Genomic DNA, 23,352 nt, shown 5'->3' with positions numbered 1-23,352 from the left:
TAGTTTTAGATGTTGAGATTTTCTTTTCGCCAGCAAGTACTTGCTGGCTTTATCGTATCCATAATATTGGTTTTAGTAGTTGGCGTACTTTCCTATTCCAGCATCCGCCAGTTAGAGGAAGATAACGTATGGGTTAATCATACCCAAAATGTTATTAAATCATCAACAAATTTGCTGCAACATTTAATAGATGCCGAAACTGGTATGCGCGGTTATGGTGCAACAGCAAAAAAGGTATTTCTTGAACCCTACAATGAAGCCCTGCCCCGCATTGACCAAGATCTGCAGGATTTAAGAACACTTACCAAAGATAATCATGCTCAACAAAAACGGATTGATTCATTAGTCTCTTCGGTAACTGCAGAGCGCGCCATTTTAAAAGAAAATATTGAAACCCGCGAAATTAAAGGGCTTGAATACATGGTTGCCAATAGCATGTTTCTTAATGGCAAGCAACACATGGATATGATACGGGGGCTTGTTGGTCGTGTTATTGATAATGAAAGCAGATTGCTTAGTATCCGCAAAAAAAATTCAGAATCTGCTTCTGACAGGGCTATTATCATTATCGTTTTCGGTTCATTAATATTCCTGGTCATTATCCTGCTTTTATTCTTCTATATACAGGCAACTTTTAATAAGCAGAAAAAAATAGAAGATGAAATTAAAGTAGCGAATATTGAGCTGGCCAAAGTGCTTGCCGAAAATGAAGCTAAAAATTGGCTGCTAACGGGTACCGGTATTCTTAACGAAAAGATGCAGGGGCAGCAAAGCGAAAAAGAATTATCAAAAAACATACTGACCGAAGTTTGTAGCCATAGCAAAGCGGCTGCAGGTACATTTTATTTATATGATGAACGGGAACAACACCTGGAGTTGTATGCTTCATACGCGTTTCATAATCCCGAACTGTTAAAGAAAACAATTCAATTATCAGAAGGATGGGTTGGCCAGGTTGCACTGGATGAAAAAGCCGCTGTTGTAAAAGGGAAACTGAACGACAGGCTTGAAATTTCATCGTCGGTAGTTAAAGAGCTTTTAACAGAAACTTTTATTGTTCCTTTCTTTTTTGATAAAAAGTTAAAGGGGGTAATGGAGATTGCTTTTGGGACCGGTTTATCTGATAGCGACCGGGGATACATTCTTGCTGTTGCCAACGATATAGGTATAGCGGTTAACACAGCACAGGCACGCACCATTATGCATGATCTGTTTGAGGAAACCCAGCAACAGGCAGAAGAGCTGGAAGCACAACAGGAAGAAATGCGCGTTACCAACGAAGAGCTGATGAACAAAACAGAAATGTTGCAGGCATCAGAAGAAGAGTTACGCGTGCAACAGGAAGAGCTGCGTACCATAAACGCCGAATTGGAAGAAAAGGCCAGCCTGCTTGAAGAAAAAAACCAGGCCATTGAAGAAGCCCGCGCCGCCATTAACCTCAAAGTGGAGGAACTGGAAACGACAGGCAAATATAAATCGGAGTTTTTGGCCAATATGAGCCATGAGCTGCGCACCCCGTTAAATAGTATCCTGGTATTGGCCCGTATCCTTAGGGATAACAAACCACACAATCTATCAGAAGACCAGATCAAATATGCCAGTGTGATATTTAACGCCGGTAATGATCTGCTTACGTTGATCAATGACATCCTCGATCTATCAAAAATTGAATCTGGCAAGCTTGATATGCAAAATGAGGATATCAAAATATCTGAAATTTTGGGCGATATGGAAATGCTGTTTTCAGAAATTGCTGGCCACAAAAAGATCAACTTTAAAACCAGTGTTGCCCATGATGTACCTGCAACCGTATTTACGGATAAGGTAAGGGTTGAACAGGTTATTAAAAACCTGCTTTCGAACGCGTTTAAGTTCACATCAGAAAATGGATCAATATCCATTACCGCTAAACCGGGCGCAAAAGATAAAACCATCAGCTTTGCCATAAAAGATTCTGGCATTGGTATTCCTGCCGAAAAACAACGGATCATATTTGAGGCCTTTCAACAGGCCGACGGTTCAACCAGCCGTAAATATGGTGGTACAGGTTTAGGCCTTTCTATCAGCAGAGAACTGGCTTTACTGCTTGGCGGCAGCATTACCCTGAGCAGCGAGCCTGGCCTGGGCAGCGAATTTGTGCTCACAATACCTTTTGAAGCTAAAGTGGTGCCGATAGTTGATGATATTATATTGCCAACCGCGCAAACTTTTAAAGCAGAAAATAACTTTTTGAAACCGGCTAAAGCTGTGGCAAGAGAGGATAACCGCGATCCGCTGGTTGTAATTGTAGAGGATGATAAAAACTTTGCCAATATTTTGCAGGATTACGCCCGCGATCATGGTTATAAATCAATTATGGTATATGAAGGTACCCGTGCCTTTGAAACCGTAAAAGAGGCTAAGCCTGATGCCGTGATATTGGATATTATGCTGCCCGGTAAAGATGGCTGGCAGATATTGAAAGAATTAAAAGCTGATGAGGCAACCATGCATATCCCTGTTCACCTGATGTCGGCCGGTGAGGCTGCCGCTAACCGGGTGCATAAGGAGGGGGCCATCAGTTTCCTGAAGAAACCTATCAATACCGAAACCCTGGATAAGCTGTTTGCCGATATCATGTTGCACAGCGGTGTTAAGTTTAGTCAGATATTACTTGTGGAAGATCATAAGGTGCAGAGCCAGGCGCTTAAAGATATGATGATAAGCCAGGGTATCACGGTTGATCAGGCTTTTGACGGCGAATCGGCATTCAGGATGCTGCATGAAAATGAGTACCAATGTGTGATCCTTGACCTTAACCTGCCTGATATTTCAGGACTGGACCTGCTTGATAAGATAAAAAATGTTGACCGCTTTGCACCATTGCCTGTAATAGTTAATACAGCTATGGAGCTTGATAAGGCATCTGTGAACAGGCTGATGCAGTATGCCAATGCTATGGTGGTTAAAACCAACAAATCTGCCGATAGGCTGATTGATGAGGTTAACCTGTTCCTGAACAAAATAAGCGAATCTGTAGGCCAGGTATCAACACCTATATCAAAACCCAAATTGCCAACTAAGGGGAAGGATGCCATTAAAGGTAAAAAGGTGCTTATAGTTGATGACGATATGCGTAATATTTTTGCTTTAAGCAGCGCCCTGCAAAGCTATGACCTGGTTGTGGAAATAGCCAACGATGGCGAAGAAGCCATTGCCAAGCTGGAAGAGGTACATGATATTGATATTGTACTGATGGATATCATGATGCCCAAAATGGATGGATATGAGGCCACAAGGTACATTCGGAAGCAAAACAAATGGGCTAAATTGCCTGTAATAGCTTTAACTGCAAAAGCAATGAAAGATGACCGTGAAAAGTGCATAGCCGCCGGGGCAAATGATTACATCACAAAGCCGGTTGATATGGACAGGTTAATTTCGTTAATGCAACTGTGGCTGGAAAGTTAATTATGACCGATACTTCTGTTATTATATCATCCACCCAAATATCCGAGCTGATTGACCTTGTGAAAAGGATTCATGGCTTTGATTTTTCCGGATATACCAAGGCCTCTTTAAAACGGAGGATAACCAGGATCATGCAGCTTAAAAAAATAAGCTATTATGACCTCAAACACATGTTGGTGAATGATCAGTCGTTTTTCCAGGATTTTTTAGAGGAGATAACGGTTAACGTTACCGAAATGTTTAGGGACCCTACTTTTTACAAAGCTGTAAATAGCCAGGTTGTGCCTTATCTTTCAACCTATCAGCATTCAAAAATATGGGTTGCCGGCTGCTCAACAGGCGAGGAAGTATACTCGCTGGCTATATTGATGCGCGAGGCCGGTTTAAGCCAAAAATCATTCATATACGGTACGGATATTAACACCGAAGTATTAAAGGAAGCCCGTAAAGGTATTTATAGCCTGCGCAACATAAAAAGCTATGCCGAAAATTACCAGCTTACAGGGTTAAGAGGGTCAATATCAGATCATTTTACTATTCTATATGATGCGGCGTCAATCCATAACGAGTTGAAACAAAATACACTTTTTTCCGTTCATAACCTGGTATCAGACGGGGTGTTTAACGAGTTTCAGCTCATTAGCTGCCGTAACGTATTCATCTACTTTGAAACTGAACTACAAGAGCGCATCCTGGAGCTTTTTTACCAAAGTTTATGCCCGCTGGGGTATTTGTGCCTGGGCAGTAAAGAAACTATCCGCTCTGATGCTTTCAAAAAGAAGTTTAAGGTAATTAATCAAAAAGAAAACATCTATCAAAAAGTTGGGTCCTGATAAAAAATTAATTGAGCGCTGGAAATCTGCCGAAATATTATTGTTAGGCGGATCGGCAGGCTCATTTAAATTGGTGTTCCAAATAATTAAATTACTTTCGTCTGAACTTAATAAGGCGGTAATTATAGTAATTCACAGAAAAAAAAATTATTTAAGTGAGATAGAAAGACTGTTTGCCGAAAATTGCCGTATCTTGATGCGTGAAATTGCAGATAAGGATATCCTTAACAAGAATACTATCTACATAGCGCCGGCAAATTACCATACCCTTATCGAAAAAGAAGGTACATTCAGTTTGGATGTTTCTGAAGCTGTTTGGTTTTCTAAACCATCAATTGATGTTACCTTTGAGAGCTTTGCCGAAGTTTACAAAGATCGTTGTATAGCTATTTTGTTATCCGGTGCAAACCAGGATGGCGCCGAAGGTTTATTAAAGCTGAGGAATAGTGGCGCAACAACGATAGCGCAGCACCCAGAAGATGCAGAAATGGACGAAATGCCGCAGGCAGCTATCAACATTGGAGCTGCCGAATATATATTGCGAACAGAAGAGATTTTTAATTTATTGAATACATAAAGATTCACCATACATATAATCAATATTACATGCCCCCTGTAAATATTCTTATTGTTGATGATAGAGAAGAGAATATAATAGCACTTGATGCATTATTAAAACGCGATGACATCCGTATTTTTTCTACAACATCCCCAAATGAAGCCCTTAAGATAGCCTGGGAAAATCATATTGCCATAGCATTAGTTGATGTGCAGATGCCCGAAATGGATGGTTTTGAGCTGGTAGAAATGCTTAAATCAAACCCGCGCACCAAAGATATTATGGTAATTTTTGTTACCGCGATATCAAAGGAAACCAAATACGCGGTTAAGGGCCTGGGCACGGGCGCTATTGATTATTTGTATAAACCCCTTGATCCTTATATTACTTCGGCAAAGGTTGATTCATTTGTGCAACTTGCCCGTATACAAGCCGAAATAAAAAAGAAGAACGATGAATTACAAAACTTTTCCATCGTTGTAAAAAATTCGGCCGATATTATCTGTTCTGTTGATGCCCAAACCCTGCGGATAGAAAATATTAACCCGGCGGTTGAATCTATCATGAGGTTTAAGCCTGCCGAACTATTGGGTAATAATGTTGTTAACCTGGCCGTTGCAGAAGATCAGCCGGCGTTTCGTAAAAAGCTTGGCGAGATTATTAATGACAACCTCAGTTTCGCTGTTTTTGAATTCAGGTTTGAAAGGTTTGATAAAAAGGTGATCTGGGTGGAGTGCCGTGCATCTTACCATAACAAAATAATTTTTATCAATATCAGCGATATATCACCGCAGAAAAGTTACCAGGAGCAACTGATAAAATCAAAAGAGGAGGCAGAATATAGCAAAAAAGTTAAAGAAACTTTTTTTGCTAATATGAGTCATGAATTGCGTACCCCTGTTAACGGCATTATTGGTATAACCAGTATGTTGCTTAAAACCAATTTGGATGAACAGCAAAAGGGAATGCTTGACCTGTTGGAAACTTCATCAAAATCGCTTTTATGTGTTATAAACGATGTATTGGATATTTCAAAGATAGAGGCCGGTAAGTTTAATATTGTACGTACAGAAAATAATGTACATGACATCATTAAGTCGGTATTTGATCTGTTAAAATTCAGAGCTGACGAAAGTAATATTGATTTTTTGCTGGAGATAGATCATGACGTGCCGCAACATTTGTTGATTGACGCATTAAGACTTAATCAAATCCTGATGAACCTGCTGAGCAATGCCATAAAATTTACCGAGCGGGGTTATGTAAAGCTAAAAGTATCCGTATTGCAAAGGCATAATGATAAGGTGAAATTACAATATAGCGTTGAAGATACCGGGATAGGCATCCCAGCTGATAGGTTGGCCAACGTATTTGAGTCATTTGAGCAAGCCGACGCAGATACGGAAAGTAAATATGGTGGTACTGGTCTAGGCCTGGCCATTGTAACCAAACTGGTTGAACTTAAGGGCGGCGAACTAAGTGTGAGCAGCGAGGTAGGCAAAGGCAGTACCTTTAGCTTTATAAACTGGCACACTATTGTTAATAAACCAGTTGAAGAAGTTGGGCCAATATCAAGTAAGGCGCTTCCATCGTTCCATAATATAAAAGTGTTGGTTGCCGAAGATAATATGGTGAACCAGTTTATGCTGTCGAAAATATTGAAAGATTGGCAGATAGAAGTAGATATGGTTGACAATGGCCGTAAAGCACTTGATAAGCTGGCTACCAAACATTACGATATTATATTGATGGATACCCACATGCCCGAAATGAATGGCTACGAAGCAGCCAGGAATATCAGGGTTGATTTTGTGGAACCTAAAAGAAGCATACCTATTATATCACTTTCGGCAGCATCATTTGGGCACGAGCAGCAAGAGGCTTTAACGGCGGGAATGAATGATGTGCTTTCAAAACCTTTCCAGCCATATCAGTTGCACGAAAAAATGAGCAGGCTGCTAAACAAGAATCCTAAAGCGTTAAAAGTATAACTTAATAAAGTTTTTGTATAATGTAATCTATTAAATATCTAATTGGTGAAAAGCTTTGTAATTGCTGTGATGTTGGTGTCATTATTTGCTGCATGTAAAATAAGATATACTAAATCAGATACAGTTCTTGATAAAAAGGAGGTAACTCCAAATTTTGCCAATCAAGGGGAGCAGGAAGTTTATTGGACTAAAAAGCTTTTCGAGTCGAAATATAAAAAACAAAATTTTAAGAAATATAACGGCAACATTAAGCTTGATGATAATCATGACGTGATGTATGGTGATACTGTTGTTCAAATATCCGGGTGTGATGGGGATCTTAAAAGTATATTCACAAGTGGGCTACTTTATCCCCAGATTTGGGGCGAAAATAAAATAAGAATAGGGAATGTAGAGGAACTGCATTTTCTAAATCAATCTCCTAAAAACAAACGGTTTACATTTTTGATGTGGCATCCACAAATGCATAATCCTACTGTATGTTTTTTTGAGTTAACCAATGACAAGGCATCAAAAAAAACTAACATTGCTCAATTTATAAAAGGATCAAAACTTACTTTTTTTCAATCAGGCTGGATTCAGATTTAATTTTTTTATAGCTAAAGCGTTAGAAATTTAACCTTGTTTGGCCCACACCCATAACACGGGCCTCATGCTCCAACAGCCATTGTTTGCGCCAAAGGCCGCCCGCGTAACCGGTTAGACTACCATCTGATCCTATAACCCGGTGGCATGGAACAACAACCCATAAATTGTTTTTACCATTGGCCGCGGCAATTGCTCTTATAGCCAATGGGTTATTCATTTGGTTGGATAGCTGTGCATAACTCATGGTAACACCATAACCAATTTGCAACAGATTATCCCATACCTGTTGTTGAAATGCGGTGCCGGGTTGCTTTATGGGGAAATCGAATGTTTTTCTTTCACCTGCAAAATACTCCGCTAACTGGTCGATAACCGTTTGCAATAACTGGGTTGGGGCAGGGCTTACCTCGGGTTCATCATCTAAAATGGAGATGCCCGAAATACAATCATCATCCTGGGTTATACGGGTTATTCCAACCGGTGTACGGCAATAAGCTATGGGCATGGTTTGTTAATTGATATGCGAATTTAAAATTAAATAAGTGCAAAAAACAGGGCCGGGGCAATTCTCGTATTAATACTGGTAAAGGCGGGGTTCAGCCTCCCGCTTAAAACGCCATAGTTCTTACAAATTATTACCTTTGCCGCATGAAGCTTGTTAACGAAACCATCCATCTGTTAAAAAAGGAAATTCTGCTGGAGTGGCGGTCAAAATATGCTTTTAACGGGGTATTGCTATATGTGGTATCAACCGTATTTGTTTGTTATATATCTTTTAACCTAACGCCCGGGTTTAGCGGCAGCAGCAGCTATCCCCTGGTATGGAATGTGCTTTTCTGGATCATTATGTTATTTGCATCGGTTAACGCCATTGCCAAAAGCTTTATGCAGGAAAGCAAAAACCGCCTGCTATATTACTACTCTATTGCCAGCCCGCAGGCTATCATCCTGTCAAAAACCATCTATAATATATTGCTGATGTCATTGATCAGTTTCCTGGCGTTGATAGTATACAAAGTATTTTTTGTTAAACCTCTTGGCGATCCTTTATTTTACTTCATTGCCGTTTTTATTGGGAGTGTAAGTTTTTCAACCGTGTTCACCATGATATCGGCCATAGCTTCAAAAGCGGGCAATAATGGCACGCTGATGGCCATATTGAGTTTCCCGGTTATTATACCTGTAATACTTATACTTATCCGCCTAAGCAAAAGCGCCATGGATGGTGTTGACAGAAGTTTTAGCTATGGCAATATGGGGGTTTTGTTTGCTATAAATGCCATTGTAATAACTACTGCATTGTTGCTTTTTCCGTATTTGTGGCGCGATTAAATTCTTCATATTAATACCTTTCTTTTTTGTTGCCACGTAAAATTACGGTAGAAATTACAGTGAAAACACCTATTGTACTTTCTGTGCTTTGAGGTACTTTTATATCAATATAAGTAGCTGATTTTTAGTTTGTCATCGATGATTTGACATTTCTGTTTAATTGTTAAAATCAAATTGAAAAATCAGTCAACAACCACATTTGTAACCTAAACCTTATTCAAAAATTCCCGCCAATCAGCCAGGTTTAGGAATATGGCAGTTACTAATTGCTGATGATAAAGCCCATGAAATATTAAAAAAGGATATAAAAGTTGTGTAATGAAAGATATAGTTTATTTTTTGGGTGCCGGTTTCAGTAAAAGCTTTGGATATCCACTAACCGGCGAAATTATGCCTGAGATTTTATCAAAGCTTTTAAAACATGATTTGTTTGAATTAGGTGCAACCAAAACAGATGAAGAATGGGATCAGGAAGAAAAACTTTTACACTACCTGTATTTGATATATCCGGGGTTGAAGAGCATCAAAAAAAATGAATTAAATCAAAGTCAGGATATTCCTAATATTACCGAAGTTTTATCATTTATTGATCATTGCTGTTTATACAACGCGCCGCCGCATCCAAAACTTAATGAAAAAAATCTCAGGGACTTTCAAGCATTGTTAAAAAGGGCAGTTGATGAATTACTGATAGCATATCATTTAACCGAATATTCAGAACGAGAGGAAGAATTAATTCCATTATTCTTTGACCCCATAAAGCAGGAAAAGAAAAATGGTACAGTAAGTATTATTACCACTAATTACGATTTAATTATTGACGAGCAATTTGTTGATGCTGCCGAAGAAAACAGGATAGATTATGGAATTAATTATAGAAGCGTACTTACAGATGAAATAGAGTTTCAACAAAGCAGGCCACTTTTTAAGTACTTTAAGCTTCATGGTTCGCTTAACTGGGTAAGGTGCGATTATTGCGGGCAATACTATATAAATCCTTATGGAAGCATTCTGCACCAGGCGTATATAACCCAAAAAAAGACAGATAATACATGCATTTGCAATAACTCACTTACTTTAAAAAGTGTAATGGTTACCCCATCTTTTGTAAGGGATATCAGGGATTCAAACCTGTTACAGATATGGAAAGGGGCCATGGAAGCTATCCGCAATGCGGATAAGCTCATTTTTATAGGTTATTCTTTACCCGCAGAAGATCTTGCCATAAAATCTATCATTATGCGTGGCATTAACGGCAGGCAAAAGAAAAATAAGTTGGAAGTTGATGTAGTTTTAAAAGATGATAAGCCAAAGTCAAATTATATTAATTTGTTTGGCAATACTATAAATTATTCATCATCGGGATTGGAACATTACCTATCTAAATCTTTAAAAACACTGGTTTGATTTATATAATTAACCTGAATGGCGGTTTGGAAATAAACAGACCGTGTTGCTTCATGCCTACCCATGAGCTATAAAGATTCGTCATTGCGAGGAACGAAGCAATCCTCGATCTACAGAGAAGTAGTTTCTATCAACTATCTATGACGTGTTTGTTATCAACCTATGTACATTCTAAAAAGGCCTGTCACCCTGAGCTTGTCGAAGGGTCGCGCGTAGAGGCCTTTGCCCACATGCTTCGACAGGCTCAGCAGGACAGCCCTTTTTTATGTTATTTCCTTGCAGTGTTTCACGAAATTTGGCAGAGAGACATCTATTTTAATACCATTCTACAACTTTCCCTTTAAAACCGACCATACATTGTCGGCTACTATTTTTGCTCCTTTTTCTGTAGGGTGGATGCCATCGGGCTGGTTTAAATCCGGGTGGCCGCCTACGCCTTGCAACAGGAAGGGCACCAAAGCCATTTTGTTTTTTGCGGCAATGATGGGGAATACGGCTTTAAATTTAGTTACATAATCTGGCCCCATGTTTGGCGGTACCTGCATGCCCAGCATTACCAGTTTAGCATCGGGGTATTTTGCCTTTACCTTATCGATAATTGATTGCAGGTTTTTTGCTGTTTCGTTGGGTGGGATACCGCGTAAACCATCATTGGCTCCCAATTCCAATATAAATACATCTACCTTTTGCTTTAATGTCCAATCTATCCGGCTGTTGCCGCCGGCAGATGTTTCGCCACTTACTCCGGCGTTGATCACTTTATAAGGCATTTTCAACGAATCGATCTTTTTGGCAATATTACCAGGGAAAGCTTCCGACGGATCATCCAGTCCGTACCCGGCGGTAAGACTATCGCCAAAAAATAAAATGGTTTTTACTGCCGATGCATCAGCTTTTGCAGTGGGGGCGGTTTTGCTTGCGGCTTCAGCAGCAGGTTTGTTTTTTTCGCCGCAGGCTGATAATGCAATAGCAACAAAAAGCAGCAGATATGTTGATTTAAATTTGTGCATAATAATTAAGCGTTGGTCCTTAATATCTCTAACGGCGGTTTGTTTAATACCCCGCGACTATTTAACAAGCCGATAATGACGGTTAGTATAGTTATAATTAAAAATAATACAAAAGCGGGTATAAAGCTAACCGCATAGGGGATCTCGAAACTATATTTAGCCAGGAACCAGGTTCCTGCAACAGCTATCAGGATTCCCGTTAGGGCCGATAAACTGCCTAAGAACAAATACTCCAAAGCGGTAATGGCAAAGATCTGTTTTCGGCTGGCACCCAGGGTTCGTAGTAAAACGCTTTCCTGGATCCGCTGGTATTTGCTGATCCGTACCGAAGCTATCAGCACTACAATACCCGTAATGATGCTGAACGCGCTCATAAAACGGATAACGTAACTTATCTTACTCAATAATTCGTCCAAAATACTTAGTACCAGGCCCAGATCGATAATAGAAATATTAGGGAACTGTTTTACTACCGCCTGTTGAAATTTGGCCGATACCTTATTTGATGGCACATGCGTAAGCAACACCTGGAACTGTGGCGCATCTTCCAACACGCCGGTAGGGAAAACCACCTGGAAATTGGTTTGCACCTTACCCCAGTTTACTTTACGAATGCTGGCCACATAGGCCGGCATAGATACTCCTTGTACATTAAATACCAGTTTATCGCCAACTTTGAGGTGTGYGCGTTTTTGCAAATTTGCTTCTACCGATACCGGTATATCTTTACCCGCTTCGGCTTTACCTATCCAGGTGCCATCCAAAAGTTTTTCAGATGCTGATAGCGTATCGCGAAAGGTTACCCGGTATTCGTATGCAAATACGCCGTGTGGTATTTTGATGGTAGTATCTTTTACCAGGTCGGCAGCGGTTTTACCGTTGATCTGTTCTAACCTTACAGTAACAATAGGTACTTGTTGCAGTACAGGCAGGCCTTGATTCCGTGTTACATCGGCAACGGCATCCTTTTGACTTTTTTGAATATCAAACAATATCATATTGGATTGATTGCCGCTGTTTGATAAATTTACCTGGGCAATGAGGATGCTCTGGATAAAAAATAACGTGCAAATAAAGGCGGTGCTCAGCCCAATGGAAACCATCAGGATAAGTGTTTGGTTATTTGGCCGGTATAGGTTGGCAAAGCCTTGTCGCCATAAATAGCTCCAGCCATTGTTGATAATCAGTTTCATTACCCGCATCAGTAACCAGGCTACAGCCGCCAGTATCATAAAGGCGATGAGGATGCCGAGGGTAAAGAATAAACTGCCCAGCCAACTATCTAATTGAAGGTATGTGAATCCTAATACAAAGCCAATGATCAACAAATAAACCAACCAGCGCATTGGGTCGCGCTTGCTGCCAGCCTCATCAAACGAGATGCGTAAGGTGTTTAACGGCGAAATATTACGTACGGATATCAGCGGTAATAGGGCAAACAGGATAGAGATGATCACCCCTAATAAAATACCTTGCCAAATGGCCAGCCACGAAATTTCTACAGAAATAGTGAACGGCAAAAAGTCTTTAAACACAATGGGCAGTAAATGCTGAATGGCTGTACCTAAAGCTGCGCCAACTACAGAGCCAATGAGCCCGATTCCTACAATCTGTATCAGGTAAATCAAAAATGCTTCTGATGCTTTTACGCCCAGGCATCGCATAATAGCGATGGAGGCAATTTTTTCGCGCACATAAATATGTATGGCACTGGCAACGCCAACGCAACCCAGCAGCAAGGCAATAAAACCAACCAACGACAGAAATCTACCCAAATCGCCAAAAGCGCGACCTGTGTTTTCTTTGCGCATTTCAATAGTCTCGTAGTTCATACCTGCCTTGTCCAATACGGGATCAAGCTTTTTGGTCAGCTTATCCATATCAACCTTGTGGTTGTACTTGTAATAAAAGGTATAGTTAACGCGGCTGCCAATTTTCATGAGGCCCGTTTGTTCCAGGTATTGCATAGGGATATAAACCACAGGGGCAATCCCCGCCATGGCTCCGCTTTGTCCGGGTGCCTTGTTTAATGTACCTGCAATAAGGAAAAGTTCTTTACCAACCCGTACCGAATCGCCAACGTTTACACCAAATTGCAGCATCAGGGTTTTATCAACAAGAGCTGTCTGCCCTTTTTTAAAGGCCGTTCCTGCCGATTCCGGTGTGGTTTCGATGGTACCATAGTAGGGGTAATCGCCTTGTAAAGCCCTTATCTGTACCAACCTTGTGCCTTTGGTTTTTGGGAAATAGGCCATGGAGGCAAAGCTGCGTTCTGTTGACCGCTGATCGCCCAAAGAATCGAGTGTGTGTTTTAGCTTTGGCTCGGCTGGTTTATTGCCAGATACAGAAAGGTCGGCACCAATAAGGGTGGCGGCCTGCCCATTTACATCGTTCTGCACGTTGTACCTAAATGAGTAAATGGCTACAAGCGCGGCAATACCAAACACAATGGCCGAGATGAAGAGAAATAATCTTGACCGATTTTTCCTGCTATCGCGCCAGGCCATATTGAACAGCCAGCTTATGTTTATTTTTCGTTTATAATTAACCGGATCAATCCCCATAACTTACCCGTTAATTGTTTTTTCGTTGGATATGAGCTTACCACCTTTTATCCTGATGATGCGTTGTGTTTTGGCTGCAAGGTCAAGATCATGCGTTACCAGCACCAGCGTGGTGCCAGCTTCTTTATTGAGGTCGAAGATTAATTTTACTACCTTTTCACTGGTTTCTGCATCCAGGTTGCCGGTAGGTTCATCGGCAAAAAGAATTTTAGGAGCATTGGAAAATGCCCTCGCCAGCGAAACACGTTGTTGCTCGCCACCCGATAGTTGAGAAGGGTAGTGATGGCCACGATCGGCCAGGCCAACTTTATCCAGCAGATCCAATGCCCTTGCTTTTATATTTTTTTCATTCCTGAGCTCTAAGGGTACCATTACATTTTCAAGCGCGGTAAGCGTTGGCAACAATTGAAAATTCTGGAATATAAAACCCACATACTGGTTGCGCACTTGTGCCCGCTGATCTTCGGTTAAGTTACCAAGGTTAATTCCGTTAAGCTCTACAGAGCCACTGCTTGAGCGATCAAGGCCGGCGCATAAACCCAGTAGGGTAGTTTTGCCACTGCCCGATGGCCCAACAATAGCGTTGGTTGAGCCCTCTGTAATATTAAAGTTGATATCATTAAGCACCGTGAGCATACGGCCGGCACTTTGGTATGTTTTACTGAGATTTAAAATATTAAGGATAGTTTCCAAGGGATGATTTTTTTATGCTATGATGATTTACAAACCAATTTGTTACCGTATGGCTTTGTATAAATATCCGGGAATTGGGCTATTTATAGGTATAGAATGATGGATTTTTAATTTAATGACATAGCCGTGGCTTTTGTTTATACTCAAAGGACAGCTTATACAAACTGTGATTAGGGTTATCTTTTAATGTGATTAGACGTGTTTTTTAAAATAATACMMGTCATTTTTTTATTTGTCCTTATTTAAGATGTTTGTTAATCAGATACTTGAAAAAAAAAGAGCGGTATGAAGATTTTATTTCCGGCTAATCAAATTAAAAAATGCCATATAAATGATCGGGAGTTTGCCGCCATTTATTTACTAGCAATTGAAAAAAAATATCAGGAATATTTTACGCAGGCAAATTTATCCATATTAAATTGCGTAGCTATAAAAGGAATCCATAAAGCAAGCGTACACGTGGTCAATAAAGATTTGCCGCCCCAAATACAATATGATATTGAAGAAATGTTTTGGGTTGACTAACAAAATCAATCTTTAACATAAAACAAAACCTTATTTTAACTTTACTTTCAAATTCTCCTTAACGCCGTTTTCCCATTCTTCTTTTAAAATGCTCAACACAATAGAATCGCGCCGGCCGCCATCTTCCAGCGGCATATTGCTGCGCAAAATACCTTCAACCTGGCAGCCTATGCTTTTCATGGCAGCTATGCTGCGCTCGTTACGTGCATCGGCCCTAAATTCTACCCGGGCCATATTCAATTCCTCAAAAGCGAATTGCAGCAGTAAAAATTTACAGCGCTTGTTTAAGCCCGTTCCCCTGAATTTTTCGGCATACCAGGTGTAGCCCAGCTGTAAGCTGTTAAGTTTTGGCTGGATGTCGTAATAACGGGTACTGCCAGCATACTCGCCTGTTTGTTTGTCAATAACTACAAAAGCATATTCACGGCCTTTGTTACGGGCTTTAAGGGCGGCCATTACATATTGGGTCATGCCATCTTCGCCCCGGGCGCTTACGTTGGAGTATCGCCAGGTATCAGGCTCATTAATAGCATAAGGTAGTAGGTTTTGCAGATCATCTGCCTCCAGAGGGCGCAGTAAAACTCTTTCATCCTCCAAAACATAGTTGGCGTCAGGGTCAAAATAGGAGATCATAGGTAATGATTTTTATTAATCGACATGAAAGTAAATAAACAATTTGTCATCTAACTGATTAAGCCCTGTTAATGCCGTAAAATCTTTCAGGCATGTTAAAATGTATTGCCCTTTCAATCGTCATCATAAATAAGGAATAATTTAATACGATGAAGTTCCTTTAATTTTTACTTTTACTAAACTAATATAAATGCGGCCTGCTTTTAAAATAGCACAGCAGCCAACTATCAAATAAAATATGCAAGCCTCAACTAAACCACAGTCAACCAGTAAACCTCCGGGTGTTTTTAGTCTGCTTAAGCCGTATGTAGGCTTGGTTTCGTTGCTGTTATTATTCGCGTTATTGGGTAACGGTATCAACCTTTGGTTACCCAAAATCATCGCCAACGGAATTGATGCTTATACCCATAAACAATTTGTGCTGAATGATATTGTTAAAAAATTCAGTATAGCTACTTTGCTCATCTTTGTTTTTGGCTATCTGCAAACCATTATACAAACTTATGCTTCAGAGCGTGTGGCAAGAGATCTGCGCCAAAGACTATCGGATAAGATCTCCCGCCAAAGCTATGCCTTTATTGAGCAGGCCAATCCATCCAAACTATTAACCAACCTTACTGCCGATGTTGAATCTATAAAGCTGTTTGTATCGCAGGCCCTGGTTTCTATCGTATCATCGCTGTTTATTATTATAGGCTGTAGTGTAATGCTGCTTACTCTTAATTGGAAACTGGCATTGGCAGTTATTGTTATTATACCCATCATTGGCGGTACGTTTGCGTATGTTTTAAAACATGTACGGGCCCTGTTCATGAAAAGCCGCGGCGTTATTGATCAACTGAACAAGGTAATTAACGAAAGTATCCTGGGAGCGGCGCTCATTAGGGTTATTAACTCTCAGCAACTGGAGTACAATAAATTTTTGAGCGCGAATACCGAAGCCCGGGATTATGGTTTAAAAATATTGGGCTTTTTTGCGGGTTTAATACCCATAGTTACTTTTACCGCAAATATGGCTGCATTAACCATTTTAGTAATGGGTGGGCACTTTGTAATAACCGGCAGCATGAGTTTGGGTAGTTTTGCTGCTTTTAACAGTTATTTATCGCTGCTTATATTCCCCATATTTATTTTAGGTTTTATGAGCAACCTGATAGCGCAGGCCAGTGCATCATTCACACGCATCAGCGTTGTTTTGGATGCACCGGATGTGGCCGAAGGTGGAAGTTTGAAAGCCAGCCTTCGCGGGGATGTTGAACTCAAAAACGTATCTGTACTTTACGGACAAAAGTTCGCGTTAAAAAATATATCCCTCAAAGTAGCGGCAGGTTCAAAAATAGCTATCATAGGGCCAACATCGGCCGGTAAATCACAATTGCTTTATTTGCTCACCGGGCTTATAAATACCACAGAGGGCGAGGTATTGTTTGATGGAAAAAGCATTGCCACCTATGATAGTGAATCGTTCCATAGCCAGGTGGGTTTTGTTTTTCAGGATAGTATCATATTTAACATGAGCATCCGCGAGAATATTGCCTTTAGCGATACCGTAACGGACGAATCATTACAGAAAGCTATTGATACTGCCGAGCTGGGCGATTTTATTGGGAGTTTACCAGAACAATTAAATACCATCGTATCTGAACGTGGATCGAGTTTATCAGGCGGTCAAAAGCAGCGTATTATGCTGGCGCGGGCTCTGGCTGTAAATCCTAAAGTTTTATTGCTGGATGATTTTACGGCGAGGGTTGATGGAAACACCGAAAAGAAGATACTTACCAATATTCAAAAAAATTACCCTGGTTTAACGCTGATATCTGTAACTCAAAAAATAGCCTCGGTTGAGCATTATGATCAGATAATCCTGCTGATGCAAAGCGAAATTGTGGCCAGCGGTGTACATGACGATCTGATGAAAACCAGTCCGGATTATGTACAGATCTTCAATTCGCAGCAAAGCACCAGTAATTACGAATCGGGCATTGCTCACTAACCACAAAAGCTAAGGCCTAAAAATATTATATAAAATGAACTACGATCTTAACCAGCTTAGTAAAACCGCGCAAAAAACGTCAACCTTTGCGGGGCTAAAAAAGCTGATACAACTCATATCACACGAAAAGCGAACGCTCATCATCGCGGTTATTGCCATACTCATCAATTCAACATTAAACCTGTTGGGGCCGCTTATTATTGGGCACACTATTGATAATTATGTGCTGCATAAAAATTTTAATGGCGTTATCCATAACGCTATTTTATTGCTGTGTATGTATACTACCGCCCTGTTTACCAGTTACAAGCAAACCACGCTGATGGGTGGGGTAGGGCAGCGCATGCTGTTTACGCTGCGTAACTCTATATTTAACAAGCTGCAACAATTACCGGTTGGCTTTTTTAACCAGAACAAGGCCGGCGATCTGATATCAAGGGTAAACAATGATACTGATAAGCTCAACCAGTTTTTTTCGCAATCGCTGATGCAGTTTATAGGCAATATATCTACCATGATTGGTGCCGGTATATTTTTATTGCTGATACACCTGGAGCTTGGCGCCGCAGCTTTATCACCGGCCCTGCTTATCCTGTTTTTAACGCTGATATTATCGCAGTGGATCAAAAGCAAAAATGCAGCTAACCTTAAAAGTACCGGTGGGTTAAGCGGCGAAATCCAGGAAAGCCTGAGTAATTTTAAAGTGATCATCGCCTTTAACCGTCGCGATTATTTCAGAAAACGCTTTGATATTGCAAATGGACAAAATTATAAAACGGCCATTGGCGCGGGTTTGGCAAATAATATTTTTGTGCCGGTTTATGGTTTATTTGCCAGTATTGCACAATTGATAGTACTTGCTTTTGGTATTTACCTTATTGGCCACGGGCAGTTTTCTATAGGGTTACTGGTAAGTTATTTATCATACACCACACTTTTTTATAATCCCTTGCGGCAATTGGCCGCATTGTGGTCAAATTTTCAGCTGGCTATGGCCGGTTGGGACAGGATATCGCAGATTTTGGCCCTTGAAAGTGATCTGCCGCTGATTGAGGCCGGCGTCACAGACCCTAAAGCAGCTTTGCTTGAATTTAGGGATGTGAATTTTAGTTATGATGAAAGCAAAGAAATATTGCATCATATTAACTTTAAACTGGAGCAAGGTAAAACATATGCGCTGGTTGGGCCTACAGGCGGCGGTAAAACCACTACAGCATCATTAATAGCCCGTTTATATGATCCATCGAAAGGATTGATCCTGCTTGATGGCAAAGACATCAGAACCTACACCGCCGAAGAGCGCAGCCTGAGGATTGGGTTTATTTTACAGGAACCTTTCCTGTTTAGCGGCACTGTGAAAGATAATATTTTATACAGTAATGATGTATATGAGCATTACAGTAATGAACAACTGGAGCAAGTTATAAAAGACGCCAACCTGGGCAGCCTACTGGCCATTTTTGAAAACGGACTGGAAACCCCGGTATTATCAAGCGGAGATAGCATCAGCCTGGGGCAAAAACAATTGATAGCTTTTATGCGGGCCGTTTTACGTAACCCACAAATATTGATATTGGACGAGGCCACAGCCAATATTGATACCATTACAGAGAAGTTGCTGAGTGATATACTTAATAAACTGCCTGCAACCACAACGCGGGTGATTATTGCCCACCGCCTTAACACCATTGAAAATGCCGACGAGATCTTTTTTGTTAACTCGGGCGAGGTGATCCGCGCCGGATCACTGGATGATGCTATGGATATGTTGTTGAAGGGGAGAAGGGTGAGTTAGGGATACTGCTTTTGGGGCTCATGTTTTAAGGTGCATTAAAAAGTCTTTCGCTGCGGGGATTGAGTTAAGAGTTTTTCTTAGAAAAAAATAGTTGTCCATTTAACACTAAAAAATTGCATAATTATTTTTACACTTGTAAATAAACTCTTAACTAAATTATGCAGAAGTATAGCGGTCAGAAACGCATTTTAGTGGCAACCGATTGTATTATATTTGGGTTTGATGGCTGGAACATTAAGCTGTTACTTGTACAGCGCGGCCTTGAACCCGAAAAAAATAAATGGAGCCTGATGGGCGGGTTTATCCAGCCGTCAGAATCGGCAGATGATGCCGCTAACCGGGTGCTGGAATTACGTACGGGGCTTAAAAATGTGTATATGGAGCAGTTTCAGGTGTTCGGTCGCCCAGATCGTGACCCCGTTGAACGTACCTTATCTATTGCTTACTTCGCGCTGATTGACATCCATCAATACGAAAAACAACTAAGTGAAGAGTATCACCCGGAATGGTTTTTACTGGATGAAATGCCCGAACTGATATTTGACCATGCCGAAATGGTAAGGCTGGCTTTAAGGCAACTGCGTTACAAAGCCGCGCTTCACCCTTTATTGTTCCAGTTGCTGCCAGAGAAATTTACCATTCCGCAATTACAGGCTTTGTATGAAGGCGTTTATCAAACAAAGTTTGATGACAGGAATTTTAGCCGCAAACTATTATCCACAGGTTTACTGATAAAACAACCCGAAAAAGATAAGTTATCGTCAAAAAAAGGGGCATTTTATTATAAGCTTGATCAATCAAACTACGCCGAAAATTTTGAATCATTCCTGAACCTGGTGCCAAACCCCGAGAAGTTTTTTTAATAGTAAGGTGTATATCAGGTTAAACTTTTGGGTAGCTGTATCTTAAAGGTTGTGCCTTTACCGGGTGATGATATAACATCAATGCAGCCATGGTGCTTTTCAATAATTCCAAATACAATTGATAAGCCTAAGCCTGTGCCTTCGCCTACATTTTTGGTAGTAAAAAAGGGCTCGAATATGCGTTGTTTGGTATCATTGGTCATGCCCACGCCCGTATCTGTAATTTCAATAGCAACATGACCGGTAACATCACGTGTAATAATTGTTATTGTATCATCGTTGGGTTGTTCCTTTGCCTTAATAGCGTATATGCTGTTGGCTATCAGGTTAATCAATACCTGGTTAATACTACCCGCGTAGCATTTTATGGGTTCAATATTATCAAAAACTGTTTTAATTTCAATAAAATAGGGCGTTGTACTTTTTAAAATAAGTATGTTGGCAAGTATGGCTTTATTGATATCGAGCATTTTTAGTTCCTGCCCATCTGTACTGCTAAAGGTAAACAGGCTTTTTACTATTTCGGTAGTACGCCGGGCACCTTCTTCAATACCATTGAGTAAAATGGCAATTTCCTCTTTTATAAAATCTGGATCAATACTTTGCCTGTAAGTATGGGCAGTTTGGCCAAATTCTGTACGATCGGGGTTATTTAGTACCTCTTCGTATTTATTTAGTAATAAAAATAATTCATCAAAATTGAGCCTGAGCGGGTTAACATTTGAACTTACAAAGTTAATGGGGTTATTAATTTCATGGGCAACACCGGCGGTAAGCCTGCCCAACGAGGCCATTTTTTCGGTATCAATTAACCGGTGCTGTGTGCTCTTAAGATCATCAATAGTGGTGGAAAGGTATTTATTGGCATTGATGAGTTCATTGGTGCGTTCTTTAACCTTGTTTTCTAACAGGATGTTCTGCTCTTTAATTAAGCGCTCATTTTCTCTTGCAACCGCAACAACAAAATTTTGAAGGCCCATTTTTTCATTTCGGTAAAAATTGATCTTATCGGCCAATGCAGCCGAAAATAATATGAGCTCAATTACCAAAGCAAAAGGTATAATATTAGCGGTGAAAATATTATAGGGAATAAGATCTTTACTACGTGCAAAGGAAAGTAATAAACCTATTAAGAATAAGCTCCAGGCCAGCATAAATAGTTTGGCAGGTTTAAACCCCTTTAGGTAAAGTAGTGCGCCAATATAGAGCAGGTATATTGCAGTAATACCTATGCTCCAATTAATTAAATTGTAAGCAAAGGCCACAAAGTTGCCTAAAATGGCTACAAAAACTACAGCGAACAATGCGTACAGTAGTAAATAAATTTTGTATTCCTTATTTAAGGTTTGTTTTAGCTTTAAAAATTCATCGGTAAAAAGTAGTACTGATAAGCCAAAACACATCCTTACCAATGGTATAACATAGCTGTTAATGAAAATTTTGTTGTCGGTGAAGTAATTTCCATACCCACGCAGCAGGGTTTGCGAGGCTCCAAGAAAAACAATGTAAAATACGTAATACAGGTAACTCATATCGCCAACTATAAAAAGCAACAGTAAGTTATAAAATGCGCTGATAAGCAATATGCCCATAAATGCACCATAAACAACGTTTTCAATATTTCTGCTTTTTATAAAGGCTACCTCGCTATACACTATTACAGGTATCACAGCGGGTGTATTACTTTTAATACGCAGATAAATGGTGTTTGATGTTCCCGGTGCAATTGGGCACCTTATATAGGTAATATTTCGGGATTCAAGCTCATTCTGCTGGTCTGCTGCCTTAAAATGATGTATTTGAACGGGTTTGCTGTCAAGATAATAAAGATCAAACTCATCAATAACACTTGGATCTATACTGATGACGATAAAAGGTTTGTTATCCTTGTTTTTTAAATTGAACCTTACCCATGTTGCCGATTTTGAATATTTTAACAGGGGCAGGGAGGTGCTGCTAGGGTGAAAGCCGGTACTTTTTAAAACCTGGTTGATAGATAAATCGGCGCGTGGATCTTCCAATTCATAAAAATAGCGGCTGTTTAACAGTTCCGATCTGTTTTCATGAATAGTCAACGTATCAGTATTGTAGGCATGAGCAATCGTGTTCAGGAATAGTAAATACGCGATTGTCAATATTTTATTCATATTTACATGTTGGAATTTTATACTCAGGCATAATTATAATAAAAATGCGCAAAAATTAAAACTTTCAATACATTTACTTTTATAACCAATTGTTAAAAACCGATTTAATCTAAGTTTATTGCTATGCCCGTAGGAGTGTTGTATGTTGACGATGAAATAAATAATCTGATTAGTTTTAAGGCGGCTTTCAGGAGGAATTTTAATATTTATACTGCTCAGTCGGCTGCGGAAGGGATCCAGGTATTGGCGGCCCATGAAATTGGTGTGATCATTACTGATCAGCGTATGCCGGTTACCACAGGCATTGAATTTTTAGAGTCGATTTTACCTTTATATCCCGATACTATCAGGATACTTTTAACAGGTTTTTCGGATGTTAACGCCGTAATGGACGCTATTAACAGGGGGCAGGTGTATAAATACCTTGTAAAGCCATGGCAAAATGACGAGCTTAAAATTTATATTCAAAATGCCATTGAAATATATCAATTACGAAAAGATAATAAAGAGCTTACCTACAAACTGCAAATAGCCAACCTTGAACTTGAGGCACTCACTAAAAAAAATAACAGGTATTGAAATAGGGGTGGCGATTGCCGGCTTTTACTCATAGCCGTTGTAAGAGACTGTCTAAAAAATAAAAACAGGTCATCATTGCGAGGTACGAAGCAATCCCGAACTCTGCAGATCTAATTTTCAAAGCTTCTCTGTAAAGGCGGGGATTGCTTCGTACCTCGCAATTGTAAAGGTCAACTAATTCGGTAACAGAATTAGCTTTAAGGAATAAAGCTAAATGTTATGCGAAACATTAACAATGACCTTACATTAAAGCGGAACTACCTGAATAAGTATCGTTTTCTAATTACAGAATATGAGCAGGTAAAACGCGGAGAGCACTCCATTTTTAGGTTTGCCAAGGATTTCTATTCAGCACATGATACTGATCCCCGAAGTTTCTTAAAGTATTAC

The 23,352-nt window shown here is 40.1% G+C and carries 18 protein-coding genes; 12 read left to right on the top strand and 6 right to left on the bottom strand.

The window, feature by feature from the left end; genetic code table 11:
* Nucleotides 1-9 precede the first annotated feature (9 nt).
* The 5 genes from AC1D0K_RS11290 to AC1D0K_RS11270 are packed head-to-tail and all read left to right on the top strand — an operon-like array spanning nucleotide 10 to nucleotide 7,421.
* A complete protein-coding gene (locus AC1D0K_RS11290) occupies nucleotides 10-3,450 on the top strand; it encodes a response regulator (protein ID WP_477392657.1) in 3,441 nt (1,146 codons plus the stop codon).
* A 2-nt stretch (nucleotides 3,451-3,452) separates the two neighbouring features.
* Nucleotides 3,453-4,283, top strand: a complete 831-nt coding sequence (locus AC1D0K_RS11285; protein ID WP_295719467.1) for a CheR family methyltransferase — start codon at nucleotides 3,453-3,455, stop codon at nucleotides 4,281-4,283.
* Entirely contained in the window at nucleotides 4,273-4,860 is a 588-nt protein-coding gene (locus AC1D0K_RS11280) for a chemotaxis protein CheB (RefSeq protein ID WP_477392655.1), read from the top strand. The genes AC1D0K_RS11285 and AC1D0K_RS11280 overlap by 11 nt, the downstream gene beginning before the upstream one ends.
* Nucleotides 4,861-4,889: 29 nt before the next feature.
* Nucleotides 4,890-6,833 (top strand): hybrid sensor histidine kinase/response regulator, encoded by a 1,944-nt coding sequence (locus AC1D0K_RS11275; protein WP_477392653.1) that lies wholly within the window; start codon nucleotides 4,890-4,892, stop codon nucleotides 6,831-6,833.
* A gap of 45 nt (nucleotides 6,834-6,878) precedes the next feature.
* On the top strand, nucleotides 6,879-7,421 hold the full coding sequence (locus AC1D0K_RS11270) for a hypothetical protein (RefSeq protein WP_477392651.1): 543 nt from the start codon (nucleotides 6,879-6,881) through the stop codon (nucleotides 7,419-7,421).
* 19 nt (nucleotides 7,422-7,440) lie between these two features.
* On the opposite strand, the gene AC1D0K_RS11265 is transcribed toward AC1D0K_RS11270, so the two are convergent.
* Entirely contained in the window at nucleotides 7,441-7,926 is a 486-nt protein-coding gene (locus tag AC1D0K_RS11265) for a methylated-DNA--[protein]-cysteine S-methyltransferase (RefSeq protein WP_295719460.1), read from the bottom strand.
* A 143-nt stretch (nucleotides 7,927-8,069) separates the two neighbouring features.
* Here AC1D0K_RS11265 and AC1D0K_RS11260 point away from each other — a divergent pair, with 143 nt between their 5' ends.
* Both AC1D0K_RS11260 and AC1D0K_RS11255 read left to right on the top strand, forming a co-directional pair.
* Nucleotides 8,070-8,753, top strand: a complete 684-nt coding sequence (locus AC1D0K_RS11260) for a heme exporter protein CcmB (protein ID WP_295719457.1) — start codon at nucleotides 8,070-8,072, stop codon at nucleotides 8,751-8,753.
* A gap of 318 nt (nucleotides 8,754-9,071) precedes the next feature.
* Entirely contained in the window at nucleotides 9,072-10,160 is a 1,089-nt protein-coding gene (locus AC1D0K_RS11255; RefSeq protein WP_477392646.1) for an SIR2 family protein, read from the top strand.
* A 326-nt stretch (nucleotides 10,161-10,486) separates the two neighbouring features.
* Here the strand turns inward: AC1D0K_RS11255 and AC1D0K_RS11250 are convergent, their stop codons facing one another.
* The 3 genes from AC1D0K_RS11250 to AC1D0K_RS11240 are packed head-to-tail and all read right to left on the bottom strand — an operon-like array spanning nucleotide 10,487 to nucleotide 14,427.
* Nucleotides 10,487-11,170: an arylesterase gene (locus AC1D0K_RS11250; protein ID WP_477392644.1), complete on the bottom strand. Its 684-nt coding sequence runs from the start codon at nucleotides 11,168-11,170 to the stop codon at nucleotides 10,487-10,489.
* A gap of 5 nt (nucleotides 11,171-11,175) precedes the next feature.
* A complete protein-coding gene (locus AC1D0K_RS11245) occupies nucleotides 11,176-13,734 on the bottom strand; it encodes an ABC transporter permease (protein WP_477463056.1) in 2,559 nt (852 codons plus the stop codon).
* A gap of 3 nt (nucleotides 13,735-13,737) precedes the next feature.
* Nucleotides 13,738-14,427: an ABC transporter ATP-binding protein gene (locus AC1D0K_RS11240; RefSeq protein WP_295719449.1), complete on the bottom strand. Its 690-nt coding sequence runs from the start codon at nucleotides 14,425-14,427 to the stop codon at nucleotides 13,738-13,740.
* Nucleotides 14,428-14,712: 285 nt separating this feature from the next.
* Between AC1D0K_RS11240 and AC1D0K_RS11235 the strand changes: the two genes are divergently transcribed.
* Complete coding sequence (locus AC1D0K_RS11235; protein WP_477392639.1) at nucleotides 14,713-14,952, top strand: hypothetical protein; 240 nt, start codon at nucleotides 14,713-14,715, stop codon at nucleotides 14,950-14,952.
* A 30-nt stretch (nucleotides 14,953-14,982) separates the two neighbouring features.
* Here the strand turns inward: AC1D0K_RS11235 and AC1D0K_RS11230 are convergent, their stop codons facing one another.
* Nucleotides 14,983-15,585, bottom strand: coding sequence for a GNAT family N-acetyltransferase (locus AC1D0K_RS11230; RefSeq protein ID WP_477392637.1), 603 nt, complete (start codon nucleotides 15,583-15,585; stop codon nucleotides 14,983-14,985).
* A 238-nt stretch (nucleotides 15,586-15,823) separates the two neighbouring features.
* On the opposite strand from AC1D0K_RS11230, the gene AC1D0K_RS11225 reads away from it, so the two are divergent.
* The 3 genes from AC1D0K_RS11225 to AC1D0K_RS11215 all read left to right on the top strand — a co-directional run bounded on the left by AC1D0K_RS11225 (nucleotide 15,824) and on the right by AC1D0K_RS11215 (nucleotide 20,236).
* Entirely contained in the window at nucleotides 15,824-17,578 is a 1,755-nt protein-coding gene (locus tag AC1D0K_RS11225) for an ABC transporter ATP-binding protein (RefSeq protein ID WP_477392635.1), read from the top strand.
* A gap of 34 nt (nucleotides 17,579-17,612) precedes the next feature.
* The gene (locus AC1D0K_RS11220; protein WP_477392633.1) at nucleotides 17,613-19,373 is read left to right on the top strand and encodes an ABC transporter ATP-binding protein; all 1,761 of its coding nucleotides are present in this window, start codon (nucleotides 17,613-17,615) and stop codon (nucleotides 19,371-19,373) included.
* 158 nt (nucleotides 19,374-19,531) lie between these two features.
* A complete protein-coding gene (locus tag AC1D0K_RS11215; RefSeq protein ID WP_295719441.1) occupies nucleotides 19,532-20,236 on the top strand; it encodes an NUDIX hydrolase in 705 nt (234 codons plus the stop codon).
* A gap of 14 nt (nucleotides 20,237-20,250) precedes the next feature.
* On the opposite strand, the gene AC1D0K_RS11210 is transcribed toward AC1D0K_RS11215, so the two are convergent.
* A complete protein-coding gene (locus AC1D0K_RS11210; RefSeq protein WP_477463055.1) occupies nucleotides 20,251-22,383 on the bottom strand; it encodes a sensor histidine kinase in 2,133 nt (710 codons plus the stop codon).
* A gap of 123 nt (nucleotides 22,384-22,506) precedes the next feature.
* Between AC1D0K_RS11210 and AC1D0K_RS11205 the strand changes: the two genes are divergently transcribed.
* Nucleotides 22,507-22,962, top strand: a complete 456-nt coding sequence (locus tag AC1D0K_RS11205; protein ID WP_295719438.1) for a response regulator — start codon at nucleotides 22,507-22,509, stop codon at nucleotides 22,960-22,962.
* Nucleotides 22,963-23,352 lie beyond the last annotated feature (390 nt).

Source organism: Mucilaginibacter sp. P1_A3 (assembly GCF_056406855.1).
The sequence above is the reverse complement of the archived record's forward strand: the minus strand, read 5'-3'. Positions and strand labels throughout refer to the sequence as shown.